The sequence below is a fragment of the Metapseudomonas cellulosilytica genome (assembly GCF_049334135.1).
Classification (GTDB): Bacteria; Pseudomonadota; Gammaproteobacteria; order Pseudomonadales; family Pseudomonadaceae; genus Metapseudomonas.
Genome location: NZ_JBHZGN010000039.1, coordinates 17757 through 37286 on the forward strand (window position 1 = coordinate 17757; position 19530 = coordinate 37286).

Below are 19530 nucleotides of genomic sequence, written 5' to 3' on the forward strand. Positions count from 1 at the left end.
GTGGGCTTTAGCCCACCGGATGGCGGCAAGCCCCCTTCGGTGGTGGGCTGAAGCCCACCCTACGACGCTACGACACCCCTGCAAGCCCTGCTGCAACGCCTCAACAATCACAACAAGAGAGAGCAACCATGACCCCGCAAGACCTCGATCGCATCCGGGAGAACCCGGACTTCATCCAACTGGTCCGCCGCAAGCAGCGCCTGACCTGGTCCCTGACTGCTGCCATGCTGGTGATCTACTACGGTTTCGTGCTGCTGGTGGCCTTCGCCCCCGGCGTGCTCGGCCAGTCCCTCAACGGAGGCGTCACCAGCGTCGGCATGCTGGTGGGCGTGGTCATCATCCTGTTCTCCTTCGCCCTCACCGGCGTCTATGTGAAGCACACCAACAGCGTGCTCGATCCGCTGAATGACAAGGTCAAGGAGGAGTGCGGCCAATGAAAGCCCTCGCCTCCCTGCTGCTCGGTGCCGGCCTGCTGATTTCCCAGAGCGCCTTCGCCGCCGATGCCGCCGCGCGTCCGCTGAACTGGAATGCCATCTACATGTTCCTGGCGTTCGTCCTCTTCACCCTCGGCATCACCCGCTGGGCCGCCCTGCGCACCCGTTCGACCGCCGACTTCTACACCGCCGGCGGCGGCCTCACCGGCTTCCAGAACGGCCTGGCAATCGCCGGCGACATGATCAGCGCGGCCTCGTTCCTCGGCATCTCCGCGATGATGTTCATGAACGGCTACGACGGCCTGCTCTACGCCCTGGGCGTGCTCGCCGGCTGGCCGATCATCCTGTTCCTGATCGCCGAACGCCTGCGCAACCTCGGCAAGTACACCTTCGCCGACGTGGTCTCCTACCGCCTGGAGCAGAGCCCGATCCGCATCACCGCCGCCTTCGGCACCCTGACCGTGGCGCTGATGTACCTGGTGGCGCAGATGGTCGGCGCCGGCAAGCTGATCGAGTTGCTGTTCGGCCTCTCCTACCTCCAGGCCGTGCTGCTGGTGGGCGTGCTGATGGTCTGCTACGTGACCTTCGGCGGCATGCTGGCCACCACCTGGGTGCAGATCATCAAGGCGATCCTGCTACTGTCCGGCACCACCTTCATGGCCTTCATGGTGCTCAAGCACTTCGGCTTCAGCACCGAAGCCATGTTCGCCGCCGCCACTTCGGTACATGCCAAGGGCACTGCGATCATGGCGCCGGGCGGACTGTTGTCGAACCCCATCGATGCGATCTCCCTGGGGCTCGGCATGATGTTCGGCACCGCCGGCCTGCCGCATATCCTGATGCGCTTCTTCACCGTCAGCAACGCCAAGGAAGCCCGTAAATCGGTGTTCTTCGCCACCGGCTTCATCGGCTACTTCTACCTGCTGCTGATCGTGGTGGGCTTTGGCTCCATCGTGATGGTGGGCACCAACCCGGAATTCCGCGACGCGGCCGGCGCCATCATCGGCGGCGGCAACATGGTGGCGGTGCACCTGTCCCACGCGGTAGGCGGCAGCCTGTTCCTCGGCTTCATCTCCGCCGTGGCCTTCGCCACCATCCTCGCGGTGGTCGCCGGCCTCGCGCTCTCCGGTGCCTCGGCGGTGTCCCACGACCTCTACGCCTGCGTGATGCGCAAGGGCAAGGCCAGCGAGCGCGAGGAAATGCGCGTGTCGCGCTTCGCCACCCTCGGCATCGGCGTGCTGGCGGTGATCCTCGGCATCCTCTTCGAGTCGCAGAACATCGCCTTCCTCTCCGGTCTGGTGCTGGCCATCGCCGCCTCGGTCAACTTCCCGGTGCTGTTCCTCTCCATGTTCTGGAAGGGCCTGACCACCCGTGGCGCCGTCGCCGGCAGCGTGGCCGGTCTGCTGTCCGCCATCGTCCTGCTGGTGCTGAGCCCTGCGGTCTGGGTCAACGTGCTGCACCACGACAAGGCGCTGTTCCCCTACTCCAACCCGGCGCTGTTCTCCATGGGCCTGGCCTTCTTCAGCGCCTGGCTGTTCTCGGTGACCGACGCCTCCGAGCGCGCCAAGCAGGAACGCGGCCGCTACCTGGCGCAGTTCATCCGCTCCATGACCGGCATCGGCGCAGCCGCTGCAAGCCGCCACTGAACCCTTGCCAATCGGATGATGGATACAAGAACAATGAACCACAGCCGTACCGCTGCGCCGCTCCTTGCGGCGCTCACCCTGCCCTTCGCCACCTCGGCGCTGGCCGATTTCATCGAAGACAGCAAGGGCAGCCTGGAGCTGCGCAACCACTACATCAACCGCGACTTCCGCCAGGACGGCGCGCCCCAGTCCAAGGCCGAGGAATGGGGCCAGGGCTTCACCGCGCGCATCGAGTCCGGCTTCACCGAGGGCACCGTCGGCGTCGGCCTGGACGCCATCGGCGAGCTGGGCGTGAAGCTCGACTCCAGCCGCGACCGCCGCAACACCGGCCTGCTGCCCTTCGGCCCCACCAGCAAGGAGCCGGTGGACGACTACAGCGAACTGGGCCTGACCGGCAAGCTACGTGCTTCGAAGAGCGTGCTGCGCCTGGGCACCCTGCAGCCGTTGCTGCCGGTGGCCACCTACAACGACACCCGGCTGCTCTCCTCCACCTTCCAGGGTGGCATGCTGACCAGCCAGGAGCTCGCCGGCCTGACCTTCAACGGCGGCCGCCTGACCCGGACCAACCTGCGCGACTCCTCCAGCCGCGACGACATCGGCCTCGGCGCCGCCACCAGCGACGCCTTCGACTTCGCCGGCGGCACCTACGGGATCAACCCGCAACTGGCGCTCAGCTACTACTACGGCCTGCTGGACGACATCTACCGCCAGCAGTTCGTCGGCCTGGTGCACACGCTGCCGCTGTCCGGCGGCTACAGTCTGAAGAGCGATATCCGCTACTTCGACAGCCGCGGCGACGGCGTCGAGCGCGCCGGGGAAATCGACAACCGCAACTTCAACGGCATGCTCAGCCTGACCAAGGGGCCGCATCGCGTCAGCGCGGCCTGGCAGCAGCTTTCCGGCGACAGCGCCTTCCCCTTCCTCAACGGCGGCGACCCTTACGTGGTCAACCTGGTGACCTTCAATACCTTCACCCGCGCCGAAGAGGACTCCTGGCAACTGCGCTACGACTACGACTTCGCCGCCCTCGGCATCCCGGGCCTGACTTTCATGACCCGCTATGTCGATGGCCGCAACGTCAAGACCGCGACCGGCGACGACGGCGAAGAATGGGAACGCGACAGCGACCTGGCCTACGTGATCCAGAGCGGCACCCTCAAGGGCCTGAGCCTGCGCTGGCGCAACGTGACCTTCCGTTCCGGCAACGGCCTGACCACTGATCTCGACGAGAACCGCCTGATCCTCGGCTACACCCTGGCCCTCTGGTAAGGCGAGAGAACAACACACCCTACAAGACTTGAATCACGCCGGTGCCACTGCACCGGCCCTCACGGAGAAATCCCCATGAGTAACGCCACCACGCTGCAAAGCTTCATCGGCGGCCGCTGGATCGGCCAGCAAGGCGCCCAGGCACTGCGCAGTGCCATCGACGGCAGCACGATCGCCCGCGCCCACGAGGAAGCCCTGGACTTCTCCGAAGCCGTCGAATTCGGCCGCAAGCGCGGCATCGCCAGCCTCATGGCCCTGGACTTCCAGCAGCGCGCGGCGCGCCTCAAGGCCCTGGCGCTCTACCTCAACGAGCACAAGGAGCAGCTCTACACCCTGTCCCGTCACAGCGGCGCCACCCGCGCCGACAGCTGGATCGACATCGAAGGCGGCAGCAGCACCCTGTTCAGCTATGCCGGCGTCGGCGCCCGTGAACTGCCCTCTGGCAACATCGTCCATGAAGGCCCGGCCATGCCGCTGGGCAAGCAGGGCACCTTCGCCGGCACCCACATCCTGGTGCCGCGCGGCGGCCTGGCCGTGCACATCAACGCCTTCAACTTCCCGATCTGGGGGATGCTGGAGAAGTTCGCGCCGAGCTTCCTCGCCGGTATGCCCTGCATCGTCAAACCGGCCACTGCCACCAGCTACCTGGCCGAAGCCGCCGTGCGCCTGATGCACGAGTCCGGCCTGCTGCCGGAAGGCAGCCTGCAGCTGATCATCGGCGGCACCGGCGACCTGCTGGACCGCCTGCAGGGCCAGGACGTGGTGACCTTCACCGGTTCGGCCGACACCGCCGCCAAGCTGCGGGTGAACGCCAACCTGGTGCGCAACTCCATCCCCTTCAACGCCGAGGCGGACTCGCTGAACTGCGCCATCCTCGCCCCGGAAATCACCCCGGACGACCCGGAATTCGACCTCTTCGTCAAGGAAGTGGCCCGCGAGATGACCGTCAAGGCCGGGCAGAAGTGCACCGCCATCCGCCGCGCCATCGTCCCGGCCAAGCACATCGACGCCGTGGCCGAACGCCTGCGCGATCGCCTCTCCAAAGTCGTGGTCGGTGATCCCGCCGTGGAGGGCGTGAAGATGGGTGCCCTGGCCTCCCATGCCCAACAAGCCGACGTCACCGAGCGCCTGGACGCCCTGCTTGCCAGCAGCGACCTGCTGTTCGGCGCCCGTGATGGATTCGCCCCGCGCGGCGAAGGCGTGAACGAAGGCGCCTTCTTCGCCCCCACCCTGCTGCGTGCCCGCGACCCGCATGCCGAGGGTGGTGCTCATGACATCGAGGCCTTCGGCCCGGTAAGCACCCTGATGGCCTACGACGATATCGACGAAGCCATCGCCCTGGCCGCCCGTGGCAAGGGCAGCCTGGTGGCCAGCCTGGTCACCAAGGACCCGCAGGTGGCCGCCCGCGTGGTACCGCAAGCCGCCGCCCTGCACGGCCGCCTGCACATCCTGGATCGTGAATCCGCCGCCGAATCCACCGGCCACGGTTCGCCGCTGCCGGTGCTCAAGCACGGCGGCCCCGGCCGCGCCGGCGGTGGCGAAGAGCTGGGCGGCCTGCGCGCGGTGAAGCATTACCTGCAGCGCGCCGCCGTGCAGGGCTCGCCCACCATGCTGGCCGCCGTGACCCGCGAACACGTGCGCGGCGCCAAGGTGATCGAGACCGAGGTTCACCCGTTCCGCCGCTACTTCGACGAACTGCAGATCGGCGAATCCCTGCTGACCCACCGCCGTACCGTCACCGAGGCCGACATCGTCAACTTCGGCTGCCTGTCGGGCGACCACTTCTACATGCACTTCGATGAGCAGGCCGCCTGCGACTCGCAGTTCGGCAAGCGCATCGCCCACGGTTACTTCGTGCTCTCGGCTGCCGCCGGCCTGTTCGTTTCCCCGGGCGTCGGCCCGGTACTGGCCAACTACGGCCTGGACACCCTGCGCTTCATCACCCCGGTGGGTATCGGCGACACCATCCAGGCGCGCCTGACCTGCAAGCGCAAGATCGACCAGGGCAAGAAGAGCCCGAAGGGCGAGCCGCAGGGCGTGGTGGCCTGGGACGTGGAAGTCACCAACCAGCACGGCGAGCTGGTGGCCAGCTACGACATCCTCACCCTGGTGCTGAAACGCCCGGAAACCGTTTGAACCGAGTCGCTGCGTGAGTTGATGACCGGCCTTCGGGCCGGTCTTTTTTTGCCTGCCTTTTCCCTCGATGCGGCCCGCTTGTCTCCCCTCTCCCTCCGGGAGAGGGGTCGGGGGTGAGGGAATCCAGGCTGAGCGCGGAGCCTGCGATACCCATCATTTCCGCCTGACGTGCACGAAGCCGAATGGGGTGCCAGGTGCGGCCTAGAACTGCAACTCCAGCATATCCGCCAGGCGCCGATCATCGGCGTTGGTAGAGCGTGCGCAGGCTTTCAATGCCTGCTGCAGGCACTGGATGAAGCAACGCGCCGCCGGGTCCAGGGCCTGGTCGCGCAGGCGGATCAGGCTGATGTCGCCATCGGCCAGCGTCTCGTCCAGCTCCAGCGCCCGTACCCGGCCGCGCATGGGCTCGCAGAGGAGCATCGGCTCGGGTGAATAGCCGAGCAGCCCCGCATTGACGATCAGGCTGGTGAGCATGGCACTGGACTGGGCGCAGACGATGCGCCCGGGGCACACCTCGTAGCCGTGGCGGCCGAAGACTTCCTGCACCACCTGGTCGTAACCGGTCTGGGTGAAGTTCATCACCCAGTCCTGCTCCAGCAACTCAGCCAGTGACCGCGCCGCCTGCGACGGATGGCCTTCACGGGCGACCACCTTCATGCGGTAGCGGGCCAGGGGCTCGTGGATGAACTCCTGGGCCGGCAGCGCCCCCGCCGGCCCCAGGGCGAAATGCATCACCCCGCTGCGCAACAGGGGCAGGCTCACCGCCTGCAGGCCTTCATAGAGTTCCAGGCGGACCGCCGGCATCTCCCGGCGGAAGGCCTGCACGGCCGCCGCCAGCAGGGTCTGCCCGAACCAGGGGGTGACGCCCACGCACAGGCGCGCCGCCACCTCGCCGCGCAGGCTCGCCAGGTCGCGCTGGGCGTTTTCCAGCTGGCTGGCGATCTGCCTGGCGTGGGGCAACAGCACCAGCCCGGCCTCGCTGAGCCGCGCGCCGCCGGCATGGCGCATCAGCAGCGGCAGGCCCTGCTCTTCTTCCAGCTCGCGCAGCGCCCGCGTAATGGCGGCCTGGGACAGGCCGAGGCCACGGGCGGCCGCGCGAATCCCGCCGCCATCGGCGACCGCGATCAGGGCTTGTAGCTGGTGCAACTTCATGGGGATCTCCTGCCTGAACACCAAAGCGTGTCACGACAACTTTTTTGCGGCTTATGCCGGCCAGACGCGGGCGCTAGGTTAGGCCACCCGACCGACCCAGCCAACCGCGCGCAACTCAGGACAAGGACAACATGCAGACGTACCGTATCCACCCCGGCATCGCCGCCATCACTCCCGCCATGACCGAACTTCGCCGCGCCATACACGCCGAGCCGGAGCTCGGCTTCGAGGAGTTCGCCACCCGCGAGAAGGTTATCCGCCATCTGCGCGAATGGGGCTACGAACTGCACGACCTGGCCGGCACCGCCGTGGTCGCCACCCTGCGCAATGGCGAGGGCCCGATGCTGGGCCTGCGCGCGGAGCTGGACGCCCTGCCCATCCAGGAACAGAGCGGCCGCCCCTGGAGCAGCCGCGTCCCCGGCAAGATGCACGCCTGCGGCCACGACGGGCATACCGCGATGCTGCTGGCGGCGGCCTGCGAACTGGCACGCGAGCGCAATTGGCGCGGCACCCTGCACCTGTTCTTCCAGCCCGCCGAGGAAGGGCATGGCGGCTCCGGCGCCAAGCGCATGCTCGATGAAGGGCTGTTCCGCCTGTTCCCCTGCGACGCCCTCTTCGCCATGCACAACTTCCCCGGTATGCCGGTCGGCCGCTTCGGCGTCCTCGCCGGCCCCTTCATGGCCTCCTCCGACAGCGCCAGCATCGTCATCCACGCCAGCGGCGGCCACGGCGCCATGCCGGACAAGGCGGTGGACCCGGTGGTGATCGGTGCCTCGCTGGTGATGGCGCTGCAGACCGTGGTGTCGCGCAACGTGCCGCCCAGCGAGACGGCAATCATCACCACCGGCGCCTTCCTCGCCGGCGACGCGCCCAATGTGATCCCGCAGAGCGCCGAGCTGCGCCTGAGCATCCGCGCACTGAACCCGCAGGTCCGCCAGTTGCTCAGGCAACGCGTCCAGGCCCTGGCGGAAGGCCACGCGGCAAGCTTCGGCGCCAGCGCCGAAGTCACCTTCGACAACGGCTACCCGGTGCTGATCAACGACCCGCAGGCCAGCCGGTTGGCCACCGAGGTGATCCGCGACTGGCTGGGGGACGAGGGCCTGGCGGCGGGCGTGAAGCCCATCTGCGCCAGTGACGACTTCGCCTTCTGGCTGGAGGAGGTGCTCGGCTGCTACCTGCTGATCGGCAACGGCGAGGGCCACGGCAGCTGCGAGGTGCACAACCCCGGTTACGACTTCAACGACCAGGCCCTGCCACTGGGGGCCACCTTCTGGGTCAGGCTGGCACAACGCTTCCTGGCCTGACACGGACCTTCCCGAGGAACCACACGATGACAACAAGAACAACATCCTTCGACCTCAGCCAGGACAGCCCGCGACCGGTCAACCGCAAGGCCATCGCGGCGATCTGCCTGGGCAACGCCCTGGAGTTCTACGACTTCCTGGTCTATAGCATGCTGGCCACGCTCATGGCCCGGCTGTTCTTCCCCTTCGGCGACCACCCGCTGATCCCGCTGCTGCTGTCCCTCGCGGTATTCGGCACCGGCTTCGTCATGCGCCCCCTGGGCGCGCTGGTCATCGGTCTGTACGCCGACCGCGCCGGCCGCCGTTCCGCCATGCGCCTGACCCTCTGGCTGATGGCGATAGGCTCGCTGCTGTTCGCCATCGCCCCCACCTACACCCAGGCCGGCCTGCTCGGCCCGGCGGTGGTGATCCTCGCCCGCCTGCTGCAGGGCTTCGCCCTGGGCGGCCAGATCGGCACCTCCACCACCATGCTGATGGAGTACGCCGACAAGGACACGCGCGGCTACTACTGCAGCTGGCAGACCTTCAGCCAGAGCCTGGGCATCTTCTTCGGCGGCCTGCTGGTCACGGCGCTGAGCAACCTGCTGACGCCCGAGGCCATGGACAGCTGGGGCTGGCGGCTGATTTTCGCAGTGGGCATCCTCGCCATCCCGGTCAGCGAGTACATCCGCCACCGCCTGGAGGAGACCCAGGCCCACCGCGCGGCCAGCGCCAGGCCGCGGCCGGCGGAGATCAACCGCCTCGCGCTGCTGCTCGCCCACCCGCGCCAGCTGTGCGCCGGCATCCTGCTGGTGATCGGCGCCACCGTGCCCGTCTACATGATCCAGTTCTACCTGGCCAACCACGCCATCGGCGTGCTGGGCATGCCGCTGGGTGTCGGCACCTGGGCGGCCATAATCGCCTGCCTGCCCCAGTTGCTCCTGTCCGCCCACGCCGGCCGCCTGAGCGACCGCATCGGCCGGCGCAAGGCGATCTTCTGGCCCCTGCCCGTCCTCCTGCTGGCGGTCTACCCGGCCTTCCTGGTGATCAACCAGAATCCAGACATCAGCGTGCTGCTGGCGGTGGTGTTCCTGCTCAGCATCCCGCTGACCTACACCATCGTGCCGAACCTGGCGATCCTGCCCGAGCTGTTCCCGGTGGAAATCCGCGCCAGCGGCATGTCCCTCGCCTACTGCGTCGGCGTGGCCCTGTTCGGCGGCTTCGCGCAGTTCTTCGCCGCCGGCCTGGTGAGCCTCACCGGCAGTCCCAACGCGCCGGCCTGGTACATGTTCGGCGCTATCCTGCTGGCCCTGGTCGGCCTGAAACTGGCGCCGGAAACCGCCGGCAAGGAACTGGACTGAGACCTGTCCGTCCCGGCGGGTCGCCAGCCGCCGGGACGAGCGCCACCGCATGCCTTTCAGCGCCCCCCGAACCTCTTTGCGTATTCCTGATATCGCCCCCCTCCTCCCCGCCTTAACGTCCACTGGCCCGGCCACTGCGCCGGGGCGTGCTCACCACAACAAGAACAAGGCGAGGAAGAACACATGCTCAAACAAGGCGTACTCGGCTGGCCGCAGATAGCGGGGCTGGGGATTTCCCTGGTGATCGCCGGCCAGTTTTCCGGCTGGAACTACGGCCTGGCCGACAATGGCTGGGCCAACATGCTGCTGGCCACCCTGCTGATGGCCGTGCTGAGCGGTGGGCTGGCGCTGTGCATCAGCGAGCTGTCCACCGCCATGCCTCACGCCGGCGGCGTATTCGCCTACGCGCAAAGCGCCTTCGGTCCCTTCGTCGGCTATCTGGTGGGTTCGGCCTGCGCCATCGCGCTGACCATAGGCACCGGCGCTGCGGCCACCTTCGTCGCCTCCTATACGGAGTCGGTCTTCGGTTTCGGCGGCTGGCCGGTGAAGATCGCGCTGTTCGCCATCATCATCGGCATCCACATCCGCGGCGTGGGCGAAGCCCTGGGCGTCACCCTGCTGGCCGGCGCCATCGCCGCCGCCACCCTGCTGGTGTTCGGCGTGACCATGCTGCCCCAGGTCGATCCGGCCAACCTGCTCGGCGACTCCGGCGCCTTCGGCCAGTCCGTCAGCCTGCACGGCGTCTTCGCCTGCGTACCCTTCGCCATCTGGATGTTCATCTGCATCGAGCAGGTCAGCTCCGCCGCCGAGGAAGCGGCCAATCCGGGCCATGCCATGTCGCGCGGCATCGTCGCGGCGGTGGTGGTCCTGCTGCTGACCGCGCTGACCGTGCTGGTGAGCGCGCCGGGGGTGGCGGGCATCGCCGCGGTCGGCACGGCGGCGGACCCGCTGTACGCCGCAATGAGCCACAGCGGGCACTACGACGGTTCGAGCTGGCTGACCCTGCTGGTGGGCGGCGGCGCGGTCTGCGGCCTGCTCGCCACCTTCTTCTCGGTGGTCTACTCCGCCTCGCGGCAGCTTTACGCCCTGGCCCGCGATGGCTACTTCCCGGCGGCGCTGGCCAGGACCAACCGTCGCGGCTCGCCCTATGTCGCGCTGCTGTCGCTGGTGGTGGTCGGCCTGCCGCTGTCCCTGGTCAGTCCGGAGAAGCTGTTGCTGTGCATCGTCCTGCTGCTCAGCAGCTGCCACCTGTTCCTGTTCGCCGCCTATATCCGCATGCGCCGCAGCCACGCGCACCTGGTGCGCCCATTCCGGCTGCCCGGCGGGCCGGTGATCGCGAGCCTCGGCATGCTGCTGACCCTGGTGGTGATCGCCGCCTGCTTCCAGCTGGACGTGGAGATGCTCAGCGCCATTGCCCTGCTGGCCGTCGCCCTGATCTTCAACTACCTGGTGCGCGCCATGCGTGCCGGCAAAGTCCTCGCCACGGAGAAACCCGAGCATGTCTGAACAGAACCTTCTGCAACGCCGCCACCAGGTCATGGGCAGCCAGTCGCCGCTGTTCTACGACAAGCCGCTGAACCTGGTCCGGGGCCAGGGTGTCTGGCTGTACGACGAAGCGGGCAAACGCTACCTGGATGTCTACAACAACGTGCCCTGCGTCGGCCACTGCCACCCACGGGTGGTCACGGCCATGGCCGAACAGGCGGCAACCCTGAACATCCATACCCGCTACCTGAACGAGCGGATCGTCGCCTACGCCGAGCGTCTGACCGGTACCTTCGCCGACTCCCTGGACAGCGTGATGTTCACCTGCACCGGCAGCGAGGCCAACGAACTGGCGCTGCGCATGGCGCGCGCGAGCACCGGCAACCGGGGGGTGATCGTCAGCGACTACAACTACCACGGCAACACCACCACCCTGGCCGAGGTGACCACCGCCCTGCCCAGCTCCGAGCCCTTCTCGACCCACGCCCGGGCGGTGCCCATCCCCTGCCTGTACCGGGCGCCGGCGGGCACCAACGCCGAACAGCTGGCCGACCAGTACGTGGCCAGGGTGGCCGAGGCCATCGCTTCGCTGCAGGCCCAGGGCAGCGGCGTGGCGGCCATGCTGATCGACACCCTGTTCGCCAACGAAGGTATCCCGCGGGTGCCCGCCGGCTACATCGAGCGCATCGCCGAGCTGGTGCATCAGGCCGGCGGCCTGCTGATCGTGGACGAAGTGCAGTCCGGCTTCGGCCGTACCGGCGCACACATGTGGGGCCACCAGGCCCACGGCGCAACGCCGGACATCGTCACCCTGGGCAAGCCCATGGGCAACGGCTTCCCCCTCGCCGGCGTGGTGACCCGCCGCGAACGGGTCGAGGCCTTCGGCCGGAGCAACCTCTACTTCAACACCTTCGGCGGCTCGCCGGTGGCCGCAGCGGTCGGCATGGCGGTGCTGGAGGTGATCGAGGACGAACAACTGCTGCGCAACGCCAGCGACGTCGGCGGCCACCTCGCCGACGGCCTGGAACGCCTGGCCAGCCGCCATTCGATCATCGGTGACGTGCGCGGCAAGGGCCTGTTCTTCGCCGTCGAGCTGGTGCGCGATCGCCAGGACAAGACCCCGGCGGGCGCCGAAGCACGCCGCATCGTCAACCAGATGCGCGAGCGTGGCGTGCTGATCAGCAAGATCGGACCGGGCGACAACATCCTGAAAATCCGCCCGCCACTGGTCTTCTCCCGGGACGATGCCGACTACTTCATCGACACCCTCGACCGCGTGTTGAGCGAACTCTGAGGTCACCGCCATGAGCCATTTCCTCAACCTGAACCATGAACAGCAGCTGGCCAGCCTGCATCGCCTGGCGGCCTCGGCCCTGCGCCAGTGGGACGGCGAATACGTCGGCCTGGAACTGATCAAGTACCGCGAGAACGCGGTGTTCTGTGCCACCCGCGCCGATGGCCGGCGCAGCGCCCTGCGCATCCACCGCAAGGACTACCACTCCGAGGAGGCCCTGCGCTCGGAATTGGAATGGATGGAAGTCCTCGCCGCAGGCGGCATTGGCGTGCCGCCGATCATCCGCACCCGCAGCGGCGAGCACCTGGCCGAAGTGCACAGCGAAGAGCTCGCCGAGTCGCGCCATGTCGACATGCTCGGCTGGCTCGCCGGTACCCCCATAGGTTCGGCGGAGAACGGCCTGGAAGTGGACGCTGATGTGGCCGCGCTGTTCGCCGAGGCCGGCGCCGTGGCGGCGCGAATCCACCTGCGCTCGGCCCAGTGGCAGCAGCCCAACGGGTTCAGCCGCCACGCCTGGGACGAGGAAGGGCTGATCGGCGAGCGGCCGTTCTGGGGTCGCTTCTGGGAGCTCGACCTGCTCGATGCAGAGCAGCGTGAATTGCTGCAGGCGACCCGCCAGGCGGCACGCATGGACCTGCGCCGTTACGGCCGCAGCCTGGAGAATTTCGGCATGATCCACGCCGACCTGGTGCCGGAGAACCTGCTGCTGGACAATCGCCGCCTGCACCTGATCGATTTCGACGACGCCGGCTTCGGCTGGCACATGTTCGAGCTGGCCACGGCGCTTTACTTCTGCCTGGACGACCCGCACTACGCGGAGATCGAGGCCGCCCTGCTGCACGGCTACCAGGCGGTCAAGCCGCTGGGCGCAGCGGATCGTGCTACCTTGCCGCTGTTCCTGGCGCTGCGCGGACTCACCTACCTGGGCTGGATCCACACCCGCCGGGAGAGCCGCACGGCCGAAGAGCTGGCGCCCCTGCTGATCGAACGCGCCTGCCGTCTGGCACGGGCCTACCTCGACCAGCGCGGCTGAGCGCCTGGCAGGCACAGCCAAGGAACTGGCGCGCTGGGCAATGACGACAGCGCGTCGGTCGGCCAGGATGCCCTGGCAGGCCTCAATACCAAGGTGAGCCACCATGACAGGCATAGCCCGACATCGGGCATCCGATTCGGACGAACTGGCCGGCGCCCTCACCGGCTGGTGCCAGGACTACACCCAGCTCGGTCGTGGCAGGCTGCAGGCTGAGCTGCTGCATGTGCAGCTCCCGGAAGCCTCGCTGATCTACGAGCACTCCAACCTGCACCTGCACGAGAACATGGCGCCGCCGGACGGCGAGCTGGTGTTCGGCATTCCGCTGTCGATCTCCGCGGACGCGCGCTTCAACGGCCACGCGCTGTGCCTCGATACCTTGCTGGTCCTGGAAGGCGGACAGGAAATGGAAATCTGCGCCCCCGGCGAGATCGGCATGCTGGGTCTCACGGTCAGCCGGCAGCTCCTGGATCGGGTACTGGACGCCCATGAGCAAGACCTGCTGCACCGGGCCCTGACGCGTCGCCGACTGGAGATCGCCCCGGCCGTGGCCGCGGAACTGCGGCGCGAGCTGCATGACTCCATCGGCGCGTTCGAGCGTGGCGAACGCGACCCGCGGGTGGCCCGCCACGGCAATGCCGCGGTGATGTCGATCCTCGGCCTGGCGATACAGGGCCTCGACGAGCGCCTGCATGGCCAGGGCGGACGCCTGGCACCGAATCCGCGCGCGCTGGAGCAGCGGCGCCGCCTGGTGCTGGCGGCGATCGACATCATGCAGGACAACCTCGCCGAGCCATTGTCGCTGCTGGAGCTGTGCCGGGTGCTGAACACCAGTCATCGCACGCTGCAGTACGGCTTCCAGCAGATCTGCAAGGCCACGCCCCAGCAGTTCTTCCTCTCCCTGCGCCTGGCCGAGGCGCGCCGCCGGCTCAAGCTCGACCCGCAGCAGAGCATCACCACCCTGGCGCTGGACCTCGGCTTCGCCAGCTCCAGCCACTTCTCCTCGCTCTACAAGCGGCTCTACTCCGAGCAGCCCTCCGCCACCGGCCGCCGGCCCTAGGCCTGCGCCGCCAATCTGGCACGCAGCATCAAGCCCTTGGCAAGCAGGCTCAAGGCCAGCCCCGGGCAACTCCTTAGTATCCGGTCGCAGAAACGCAGCCCTGCCAATACCTACAAAAAGGAAGTCTTGCGATGAAGCGGTCCGCCCTGTTCCGAGTTTCCACCCTTGCCCTGCTGGTGAGTGCCGCCACCCAGGCGGGTGCCTACGAGCTGTACGCCGACGACGACACCCACCTGAATGCCGACCTGGAGGCCGTGTTCGGCCTCTTCCACAGCCAGGAAAACTACGCCATCACCGGTTCCAAGAGCGAAGGGTCATCGTCCTGGCGCGAGGGCTACGCCAAGTACGGCATCAGCTTCGACCAGGGTCTGGCGGGGGCCGGCACCAGCTATGGCAAGTTCAACCTGCTCAGCTCCGGCACCTGGGGCGATGGCGATGCCGCGGGCTTCACCGACGGTTCCGAGCGCACCACCAAGATCGAGGACGCCTACCTGGGCTGGCGCTCCGGCAGCCTGTTCGAGGCCCTGGGCGAAGACGGCGTGGACGTCTCCTTCGGCCGGCAGAACCTCATGGTCGGCGACGGTTTCCTCATCAACGGCGACGCCCTGAACCTCGGCAAGGGTCTCGCCGACGGCGAGTTCAACCGCGGCGGCGCCTATTGGCTGGCCGCGCGCAAGGCCTTCGACCAGACCGCCGTGCTGCGCCTGGGCGGCAAGGACGGCCTGCGCGGCGACCTGATGTGGCTGAAGTCCGACAACCGCGCCCAGGCCAAGCCCGAGCTATGGGTGGGCACCCTGGAGCATGTGTCCGAGGCCGGCACCCTGGGCCTGACCGCCATCGACATCCGCGACATCGACGAAGAGTTCGCCAGCCCCTTCCAGGCCGAGCGCGATGGCATGAAGACCTACAGCGTGCGCGGCCAGGGCAATGCCGGGGTGGAGAACCTGTTCCTGTCCGGCGAATACGCCCGGCAGGACAAGAAGGAGGTCGACGATGAGGACGCCTGGTACCTGGAAGCCGGCTGGACCTTCGCCGATGTGGCCTGGAGCCCATACGTCAGCTACCGCTACAGCCGCTTCTCGGAAGGTTACGACGCGCTGTTCACCGGCTTCAGCCGTGGCTATGGCACCTGGTTCCAGGGCGAGGTGGCGGCCAACTACGCCGGCCCCTTCAACACCAATACCCAGGTCCATCACGTCGCCTTCAAGGTCTCGCCGCTGGAGAACCTGAGCCTCGGCGCACTCTGGTTCGACTTCAACACACTGGACCGCGACCTGGGTAACACCGACGGCCGCGAGCTGGACCTCTACGCCGAGTGGGCGGTAAGCGACAACCTGATCGTCATGCCCCTGGTCGGCCTCTACCAGCCGGACCGGAGCGCCGAGGAAGGCGGCACCCAGATCGGCAACGACGACCGCAATCTGTACAGCCAACTGGTGTTCGTCACCACCTTCTGAACCCCTCCGGGGCGGCGACGCCCCGGCTTCTCCAAGCCGCCGTCCACATGTCCAGCCCAAGCTTCAGCATCCAAAGCAAGATCACCCTGCTGGCGAGCCTCTGCCTGATCCTGGTGGTGGGCCTGCTGGTCGGCCTGTCGCTCTACCAGACCCGCGCCAGCACCGAACGGGTCAAGGATTCCAGCGGGCGCATGCTCGCCGAGGCCGCCCGCCTCAACCTGCAGGCCCAGGGCAAGCTACAGGCGCTGCAGATCCAGCGCAGCTTCACCCGCACCCACGAGTACGGCCTCGGTCTGGCGCGCCACTTGCTCTACCTGCGCGAGCGCGCCGCCCGTGGCGAGATGACGCCGCAGGACCTGCGCGCAGCCCTCGCCGCCGAGTTGCGCAAGGCCGTGGAGCAGCGCCCGGAACTGCTCGGCCTGTTCCTGATCTTCCAGCCCGACGCCCTGGATGGCCGCGACGCGGAGTTCCGTGGCCGCGGCGACATCGGCAGCAACGATGCCGGGCGCTTCGCCCTCTACTGGCTGCAGGCCAGACCGGGCGAGCTGCAGGCCGTGCCGGGCGATGAAAAGCTGCTGGCCGACACCTCCCCCGGCCCGAGCGGCGCCCCCTTCAACGCCTTCTTCACCTGCCCCCGCGACAGCGGGCAGCTGTGCCTGCTGGAGCCCTACTTCGACGAATCCTCGGGCAGCCGCAAGCTGGTCACCAGCATCGCCTTCCCGCTGCTGGAGAATGGCAAGGTGCTGGCGGTGATCGGCCTCGACATCAGCCTCGACAGCCTGCAACAGGATGCCCTCGCCAGCAGCCGCGAACTCTACGAGGGAAACGGCCGCGTCAGCATCGTCAGCCCCTCCGGACTGGTCGCCGGCCATAGCCAGGACGCCGCCCAGCTCGGCAAGCGCCTGCAGGAGGTATTGCCGGAGCAGGCCGCCGGAGTCCTCGCCTACCTCGGCCGCGGCGAGCCCCACGCCTTCACCGACCAGGGCCGGATCAGCGTGCTCGAACCCCTGGTGCCCATCGCCGGCGCCAGGCCATGGGGCGTGTTGCTGGGCGTGCCGCAGCAGGTCCTGCTGGCCCCGGCCGAGCGTCTCAAGGTGCAGATGGACGACGAGCGCCTGCGCAGTTCGGCCCTGGAGTTCGGTCTGGGTTCGGTGGCCGCCCTGCTGGGTGTACTGCTGATCTGGCTGGCAGCACGGGGCGTCACCCGCCCGCTGCTGCGCCTGGCCGGGATGCTGGAGGACATCGCCGATGGCGAAGGCGACCTCACCCGCCGCCTGACCTACACCCGCCGCGACGAGCTGGGCCGACTGGCGCTCGCCTTCGACCGCTTCCTCGACAAGCTGCAGCCGGTGATCGCCAAGGTCCAGGGCACGGTGCGCGACGCCCGCGATACCGCCGACCAGTCGGCGCACATCGCGCGCCAGACCAGCGAAGGCATGCAGCAGCAGTTCCGCGAAATCGACCAGGTGGCCACCGCCCTGCACCAGATGTCCGCCACCGCCAATGCTTCGGCCCAGAGCGCGGCCCAGGCCGCCGACGCCGCGCGCCACGCCGACCAAGCCAGCCGCGAAGGGCTGGAGGTGATCGCCCGCACCACCGGCGCCATCCAGGCCCACGCCCGGGACATGAGCGAGGCCATGGCCCAGTTCCAGGCCTTGGCCCGGAGCAGCGAGCAGATCGGCTCGGTGCTGGAGGTGATCCTGTCGATCGCCGGGCAGACCAATCTGCTGGCCCTCAATGCGGCCATCGAAGCCGCCCGCGCCGGTGATGCGGGACGCGGTTTCGCAGTGGTGGCCGATGAAGTGCGCAGCCTGGCCAGGCGCACCCAGGACTCGGTGGAGGAAATCCACCATGTGATCGAGAGCCTGCAGAATGGCACCCGCGACGTGACCCGTGCGATGCAGGGCAGTCACGGCCTGGCCCAGGACAACGTCGGCCAGGTGCAGCAGGCGGTGGTCGCGCTGGAGCGCATCGGCGAAGCGGTCAACCTGATTTCCGAAATGAATCTGCAGATCGCAAGTGCCGCCGAGGAGCAAAGCAGCGTCGCAGAAGAAATCAATCGCAACGTCGAGGCCATCCGCGACGTCACCGAGTCGCTGTCCGGCCAGGCCGAGCAGTCGGCCAGGGTGAGTCGCCAGCTCAATGAACTTGCCAACCATCAGCAAGGGCTGATGCAGCAGTTTCGCGCCTGAGGCTCACAAGGCCAAGGTGCTTCATCAGGCAGCCCCGCTGCCATTCCCCGTCGCCACCGGCCTGAAGGGTTACCGCCCCGACTGGTCGGTGGCACTCCCGACTTCCGCCATGGCACCTGTGACCGGCACCCGGGGCACCCGCGTCATCACAAAAAACCTACCTGCCGCAGAAGTCTCCATGCATCCACTTCGCAAAGCCCTGCACAACGAGCTGCACTCGCGTCCGTCGATCTATTTCCGGGATCCGGCCCACGTCTATCACTTCGCCTTCGCCGATGCCGAGGAGGTGTGCGACACGCTGGTGGAGCGCCTCAACCAGGCCGCCGACGCGCCCCTGGCCACCAACGGTTCCCAGGGTCTGCTGCGCATGGGCGAGAACACCCTCAAGTGGGAGCGCCACACCGAATTCTTCACCCTCACGCTGGTGGCGCCGCGCACGCCCGGCGGCGACTACTGGCCGCCCCTGCCCGAGGCCCTGGAGAAGCTGGTGGCCGAGCATCGCCACCTGCTGATCAATGCCGACCAGGTGCTGGTGGAATCGGAAGCGGACTGGGCCGGCGACACGGCCGCCTATGGCTTCAAGGACCCGTCGGGCTCCAACCTGGGTGGTGGCGATGCGGTGGCCTGGTCGGACTTCCGCCTCACCGAGGCCGGCGTGAACCGCATCCTCCTGGTCAATCGCCGGCTCAACGCCTATCGCCTCGGCCGGATGATCCGCCGCCTGCTGGAGATCGAGACCTACCGCATGATGGCCTCCCTCACGCTGCCCGTGGCCCAGGCGGTGAGCCTGCAGTTGCGGGAGTACGACAAGGAACTGACCGGCCTTTCCGACCGCAACGCCGAGGGCAAGAGCAGCGCCAAGGCGCTGTCGGCGGATATCGCCTCCCTCTCGGCGCGCATCGTGCGCAGCACCGCACGTACCCGGCAGCGCTTCAGCGCCACCGAGGCCTATGCGCAGATCGTCTTCGAACGCATCAATGAACTGCGCGAGACCCATGTCGGCGACTGCCAACGCCTGGGCGTGTTCATCGAACGGCGCTTCCGCCCCACCGTGCGCTACTGCGCCGCCACCGACCAGCGCCTGGTGCGCCTGGGCCAGAGCGTGGCCAACCTGGGCGACCTGCTGCAGGCGCGGGTTCAGGTGGAAGTGGAGGAACAGAACTCCGAGATCCTGCGCAGCCTGAGCGCCCGCGCCGAAACCCAGATCAAGATCCAGAAGGCGGTGGAGGGCCTGTCCATCATCGCTATCAGCTACTACCTGCTGAGCCTGTTCAAGCTGTTCTACGGCGGCCTCCACACCCTCGGGCTGGATGTCTCGGCGAAGACCGCGATCCTGGTGATGACGCCGGTGGCGGCGCTCATCCTCGGCGGGATCTTCCTGCGGATCAGGAAGGCGAAGGGGCATTGACGGCGGAAATCACATCCCGCGGACCGAGGCGTAGGGTGGATGTCGCTTTTCACATCCACCAGCGAGGCCGAGCCCGGCACCAATGGTGGATCGGTGAAGCGTGATCTACAGGGCTGGTGCACCGTGTGGGCGCCACGTCAGGCAAGGGTGGATGTCGCTTTTCACATCCACCAGCGCGGCCACGCCCGGCACCGATGGTGGATCGGTGAAGCGTGATCCACCCTTGTATCTCGACTAGCGTCCTTTCAAAGAGCGATAGTCCCCGACTGATCATCGGGGGAGGGTCAGGAAGCCGTATCCACCCTTAGGCCTCGAGCTTGCGA

Annotated in this window: 14 protein-coding genes; 13 read left to right on the plus strand and 1 reads right to left on the minus strand. The window is 67.7% G+C overall.

Annotated elements, in window-relative coordinates; translation table 11 throughout:
• Positions 1 to 128: 128 nt before the first annotated feature.
• From ACFW0H_RS28685 to paaZ, 4 genes are all read left to right on the plus strand, one after another.
• Positions 129 to 437 (plus strand): DUF485 domain-containing protein, encoded by a 309-nt coding sequence (locus ACFW0H_RS28685; RefSeq protein ID WP_422917238.1) that lies wholly within the window; start codon positions 129 to 131, stop codon positions 435 to 437.
• Entirely contained in the window at positions 434 to 2080 is a 1647-nt protein-coding gene (locus tag ACFW0H_RS28690; RefSeq protein WP_422917239.1) for a cation acetate symporter, read from the plus strand. Before ACFW0H_RS28685 ends, ACFW0H_RS28690 begins: the two co-directional genes overlap by 4 nt.
• A 33-nt stretch (positions 2081 to 2113) precedes the next feature.
• Positions 2114 to 3349, plus strand: a complete 1236-nt coding sequence (locus tag ACFW0H_RS28695; RefSeq protein ID WP_422917240.1) for an OprD family porin — start codon at positions 2114 to 2116, stop codon at positions 3347 to 3349.
• A 75-nt stretch (positions 3350 to 3424) separates the two neighbouring features.
• A complete protein-coding gene (paaZ, locus tag ACFW0H_RS28700) occupies positions 3425 to 5485 on the plus strand; it encodes a phenylacetic acid degradation bifunctional protein PaaZ (protein ID WP_422917241.1) in 2061 nt (686 codons plus the stop codon).
• A 201-nt stretch (positions 5486 to 5686) separates the two neighbouring features.
• On the opposite strand, the gene ACFW0H_RS28705 is transcribed toward paaZ, so the two are convergent.
• On the minus strand, positions 5687 to 6637 hold the full coding sequence (locus ACFW0H_RS28705) for a LysR family transcriptional regulator (RefSeq protein ID WP_422917242.1): 951 nt from the start codon (positions 6635 to 6637) through the stop codon (positions 5687 to 5689).
• Between the two features lie 131 nt (positions 6638 to 6768).
• Here ACFW0H_RS28705 and ACFW0H_RS28710 point away from each other — a divergent pair, with 131 nt between their 5' ends.
• From ACFW0H_RS28710 to ACFW0H_RS28755, 9 genes are all read left to right on the plus strand, one after another.
• The gene (locus ACFW0H_RS28710; RefSeq protein ID WP_422917243.1) at positions 6769 to 7941 is read left to right on the plus strand and encodes a M20 aminoacylase family protein; all 1173 of its coding nucleotides are present in this window, start codon (positions 6769 to 6771) and stop codon (positions 7939 to 7941) included.
• Between the two features lie 26 nt (positions 7942 to 7967).
• The gene (locus tag ACFW0H_RS28715; protein ID WP_422917244.1) at positions 7968 to 9281 is read left to right on the plus strand and encodes an MFS transporter; all 1314 of its coding nucleotides are present in this window, start codon (positions 7968 to 7970) and stop codon (positions 9279 to 9281) included.
• 183 nt (positions 9282 to 9464) lie between these two features.
• Positions 9465 to 10787 (plus strand): amino acid permease, encoded by a 1323-nt coding sequence (locus tag ACFW0H_RS28720; RefSeq protein WP_422917245.1) that lies wholly within the window; start codon positions 9465 to 9467, stop codon positions 10785 to 10787.
• Positions 10780 to 12060 carry an aspartate aminotransferase family protein gene (locus tag ACFW0H_RS28725; RefSeq protein ID WP_422917246.1) on the plus strand — a complete coding sequence of 427 codons (1281 nt, stop codon included), beginning with the start codon at positions 10780 to 10782 and terminating at the stop codon, positions 12058 to 12060. The genes ACFW0H_RS28720 and ACFW0H_RS28725 overlap by 8 nt, the downstream gene beginning before the upstream one ends.
• A 10-nt stretch (positions 12061 to 12070) precedes the next feature.
• Positions 12071 to 13093, plus strand: a complete 1023-nt coding sequence (locus tag ACFW0H_RS28730) for a phosphotransferase enzyme family protein (RefSeq protein WP_422917247.1) — start codon at positions 12071 to 12073, stop codon at positions 13091 to 13093.
• Between the two features lie 103 nt (positions 13094 to 13196).
• On the plus strand, positions 13197 to 14150 hold the full coding sequence (locus ACFW0H_RS28735) for a helix-turn-helix domain-containing protein (protein WP_422917248.1): 954 nt from the start codon (positions 13197 to 13199) through the stop codon (positions 14148 to 14150).
• A gap of 131 nt (positions 14151 to 14281) precedes the next feature.
• Positions 14282 to 15607 carry an alginate export family protein gene (locus ACFW0H_RS28740; RefSeq protein WP_422917249.1) on the plus strand — a complete coding sequence of 442 codons (1326 nt, stop codon included), beginning with the start codon at positions 14282 to 14284 and terminating at the stop codon, positions 15605 to 15607.
• A gap of 47 nt (positions 15608 to 15654) precedes the next feature.
• Positions 15655 to 17799 (plus strand): methyl-accepting chemotaxis protein, encoded by a 2145-nt coding sequence (locus ACFW0H_RS30190; RefSeq protein ID WP_459077335.1) that lies wholly within the window; start codon positions 15655 to 15657, stop codon positions 17797 to 17799.
• A 178-nt stretch (positions 17800 to 17977) separates the two neighbouring features.
• Positions 17978 to 19207 (plus strand): DUF3422 domain-containing protein, encoded by a 1230-nt coding sequence (locus ACFW0H_RS28755; protein WP_422917250.1) that lies wholly within the window; start codon positions 17978 to 17980, stop codon positions 19205 to 19207.
• The last annotated feature ends 323 nt before the right edge of the window (positions 19208 to 19530 follow it).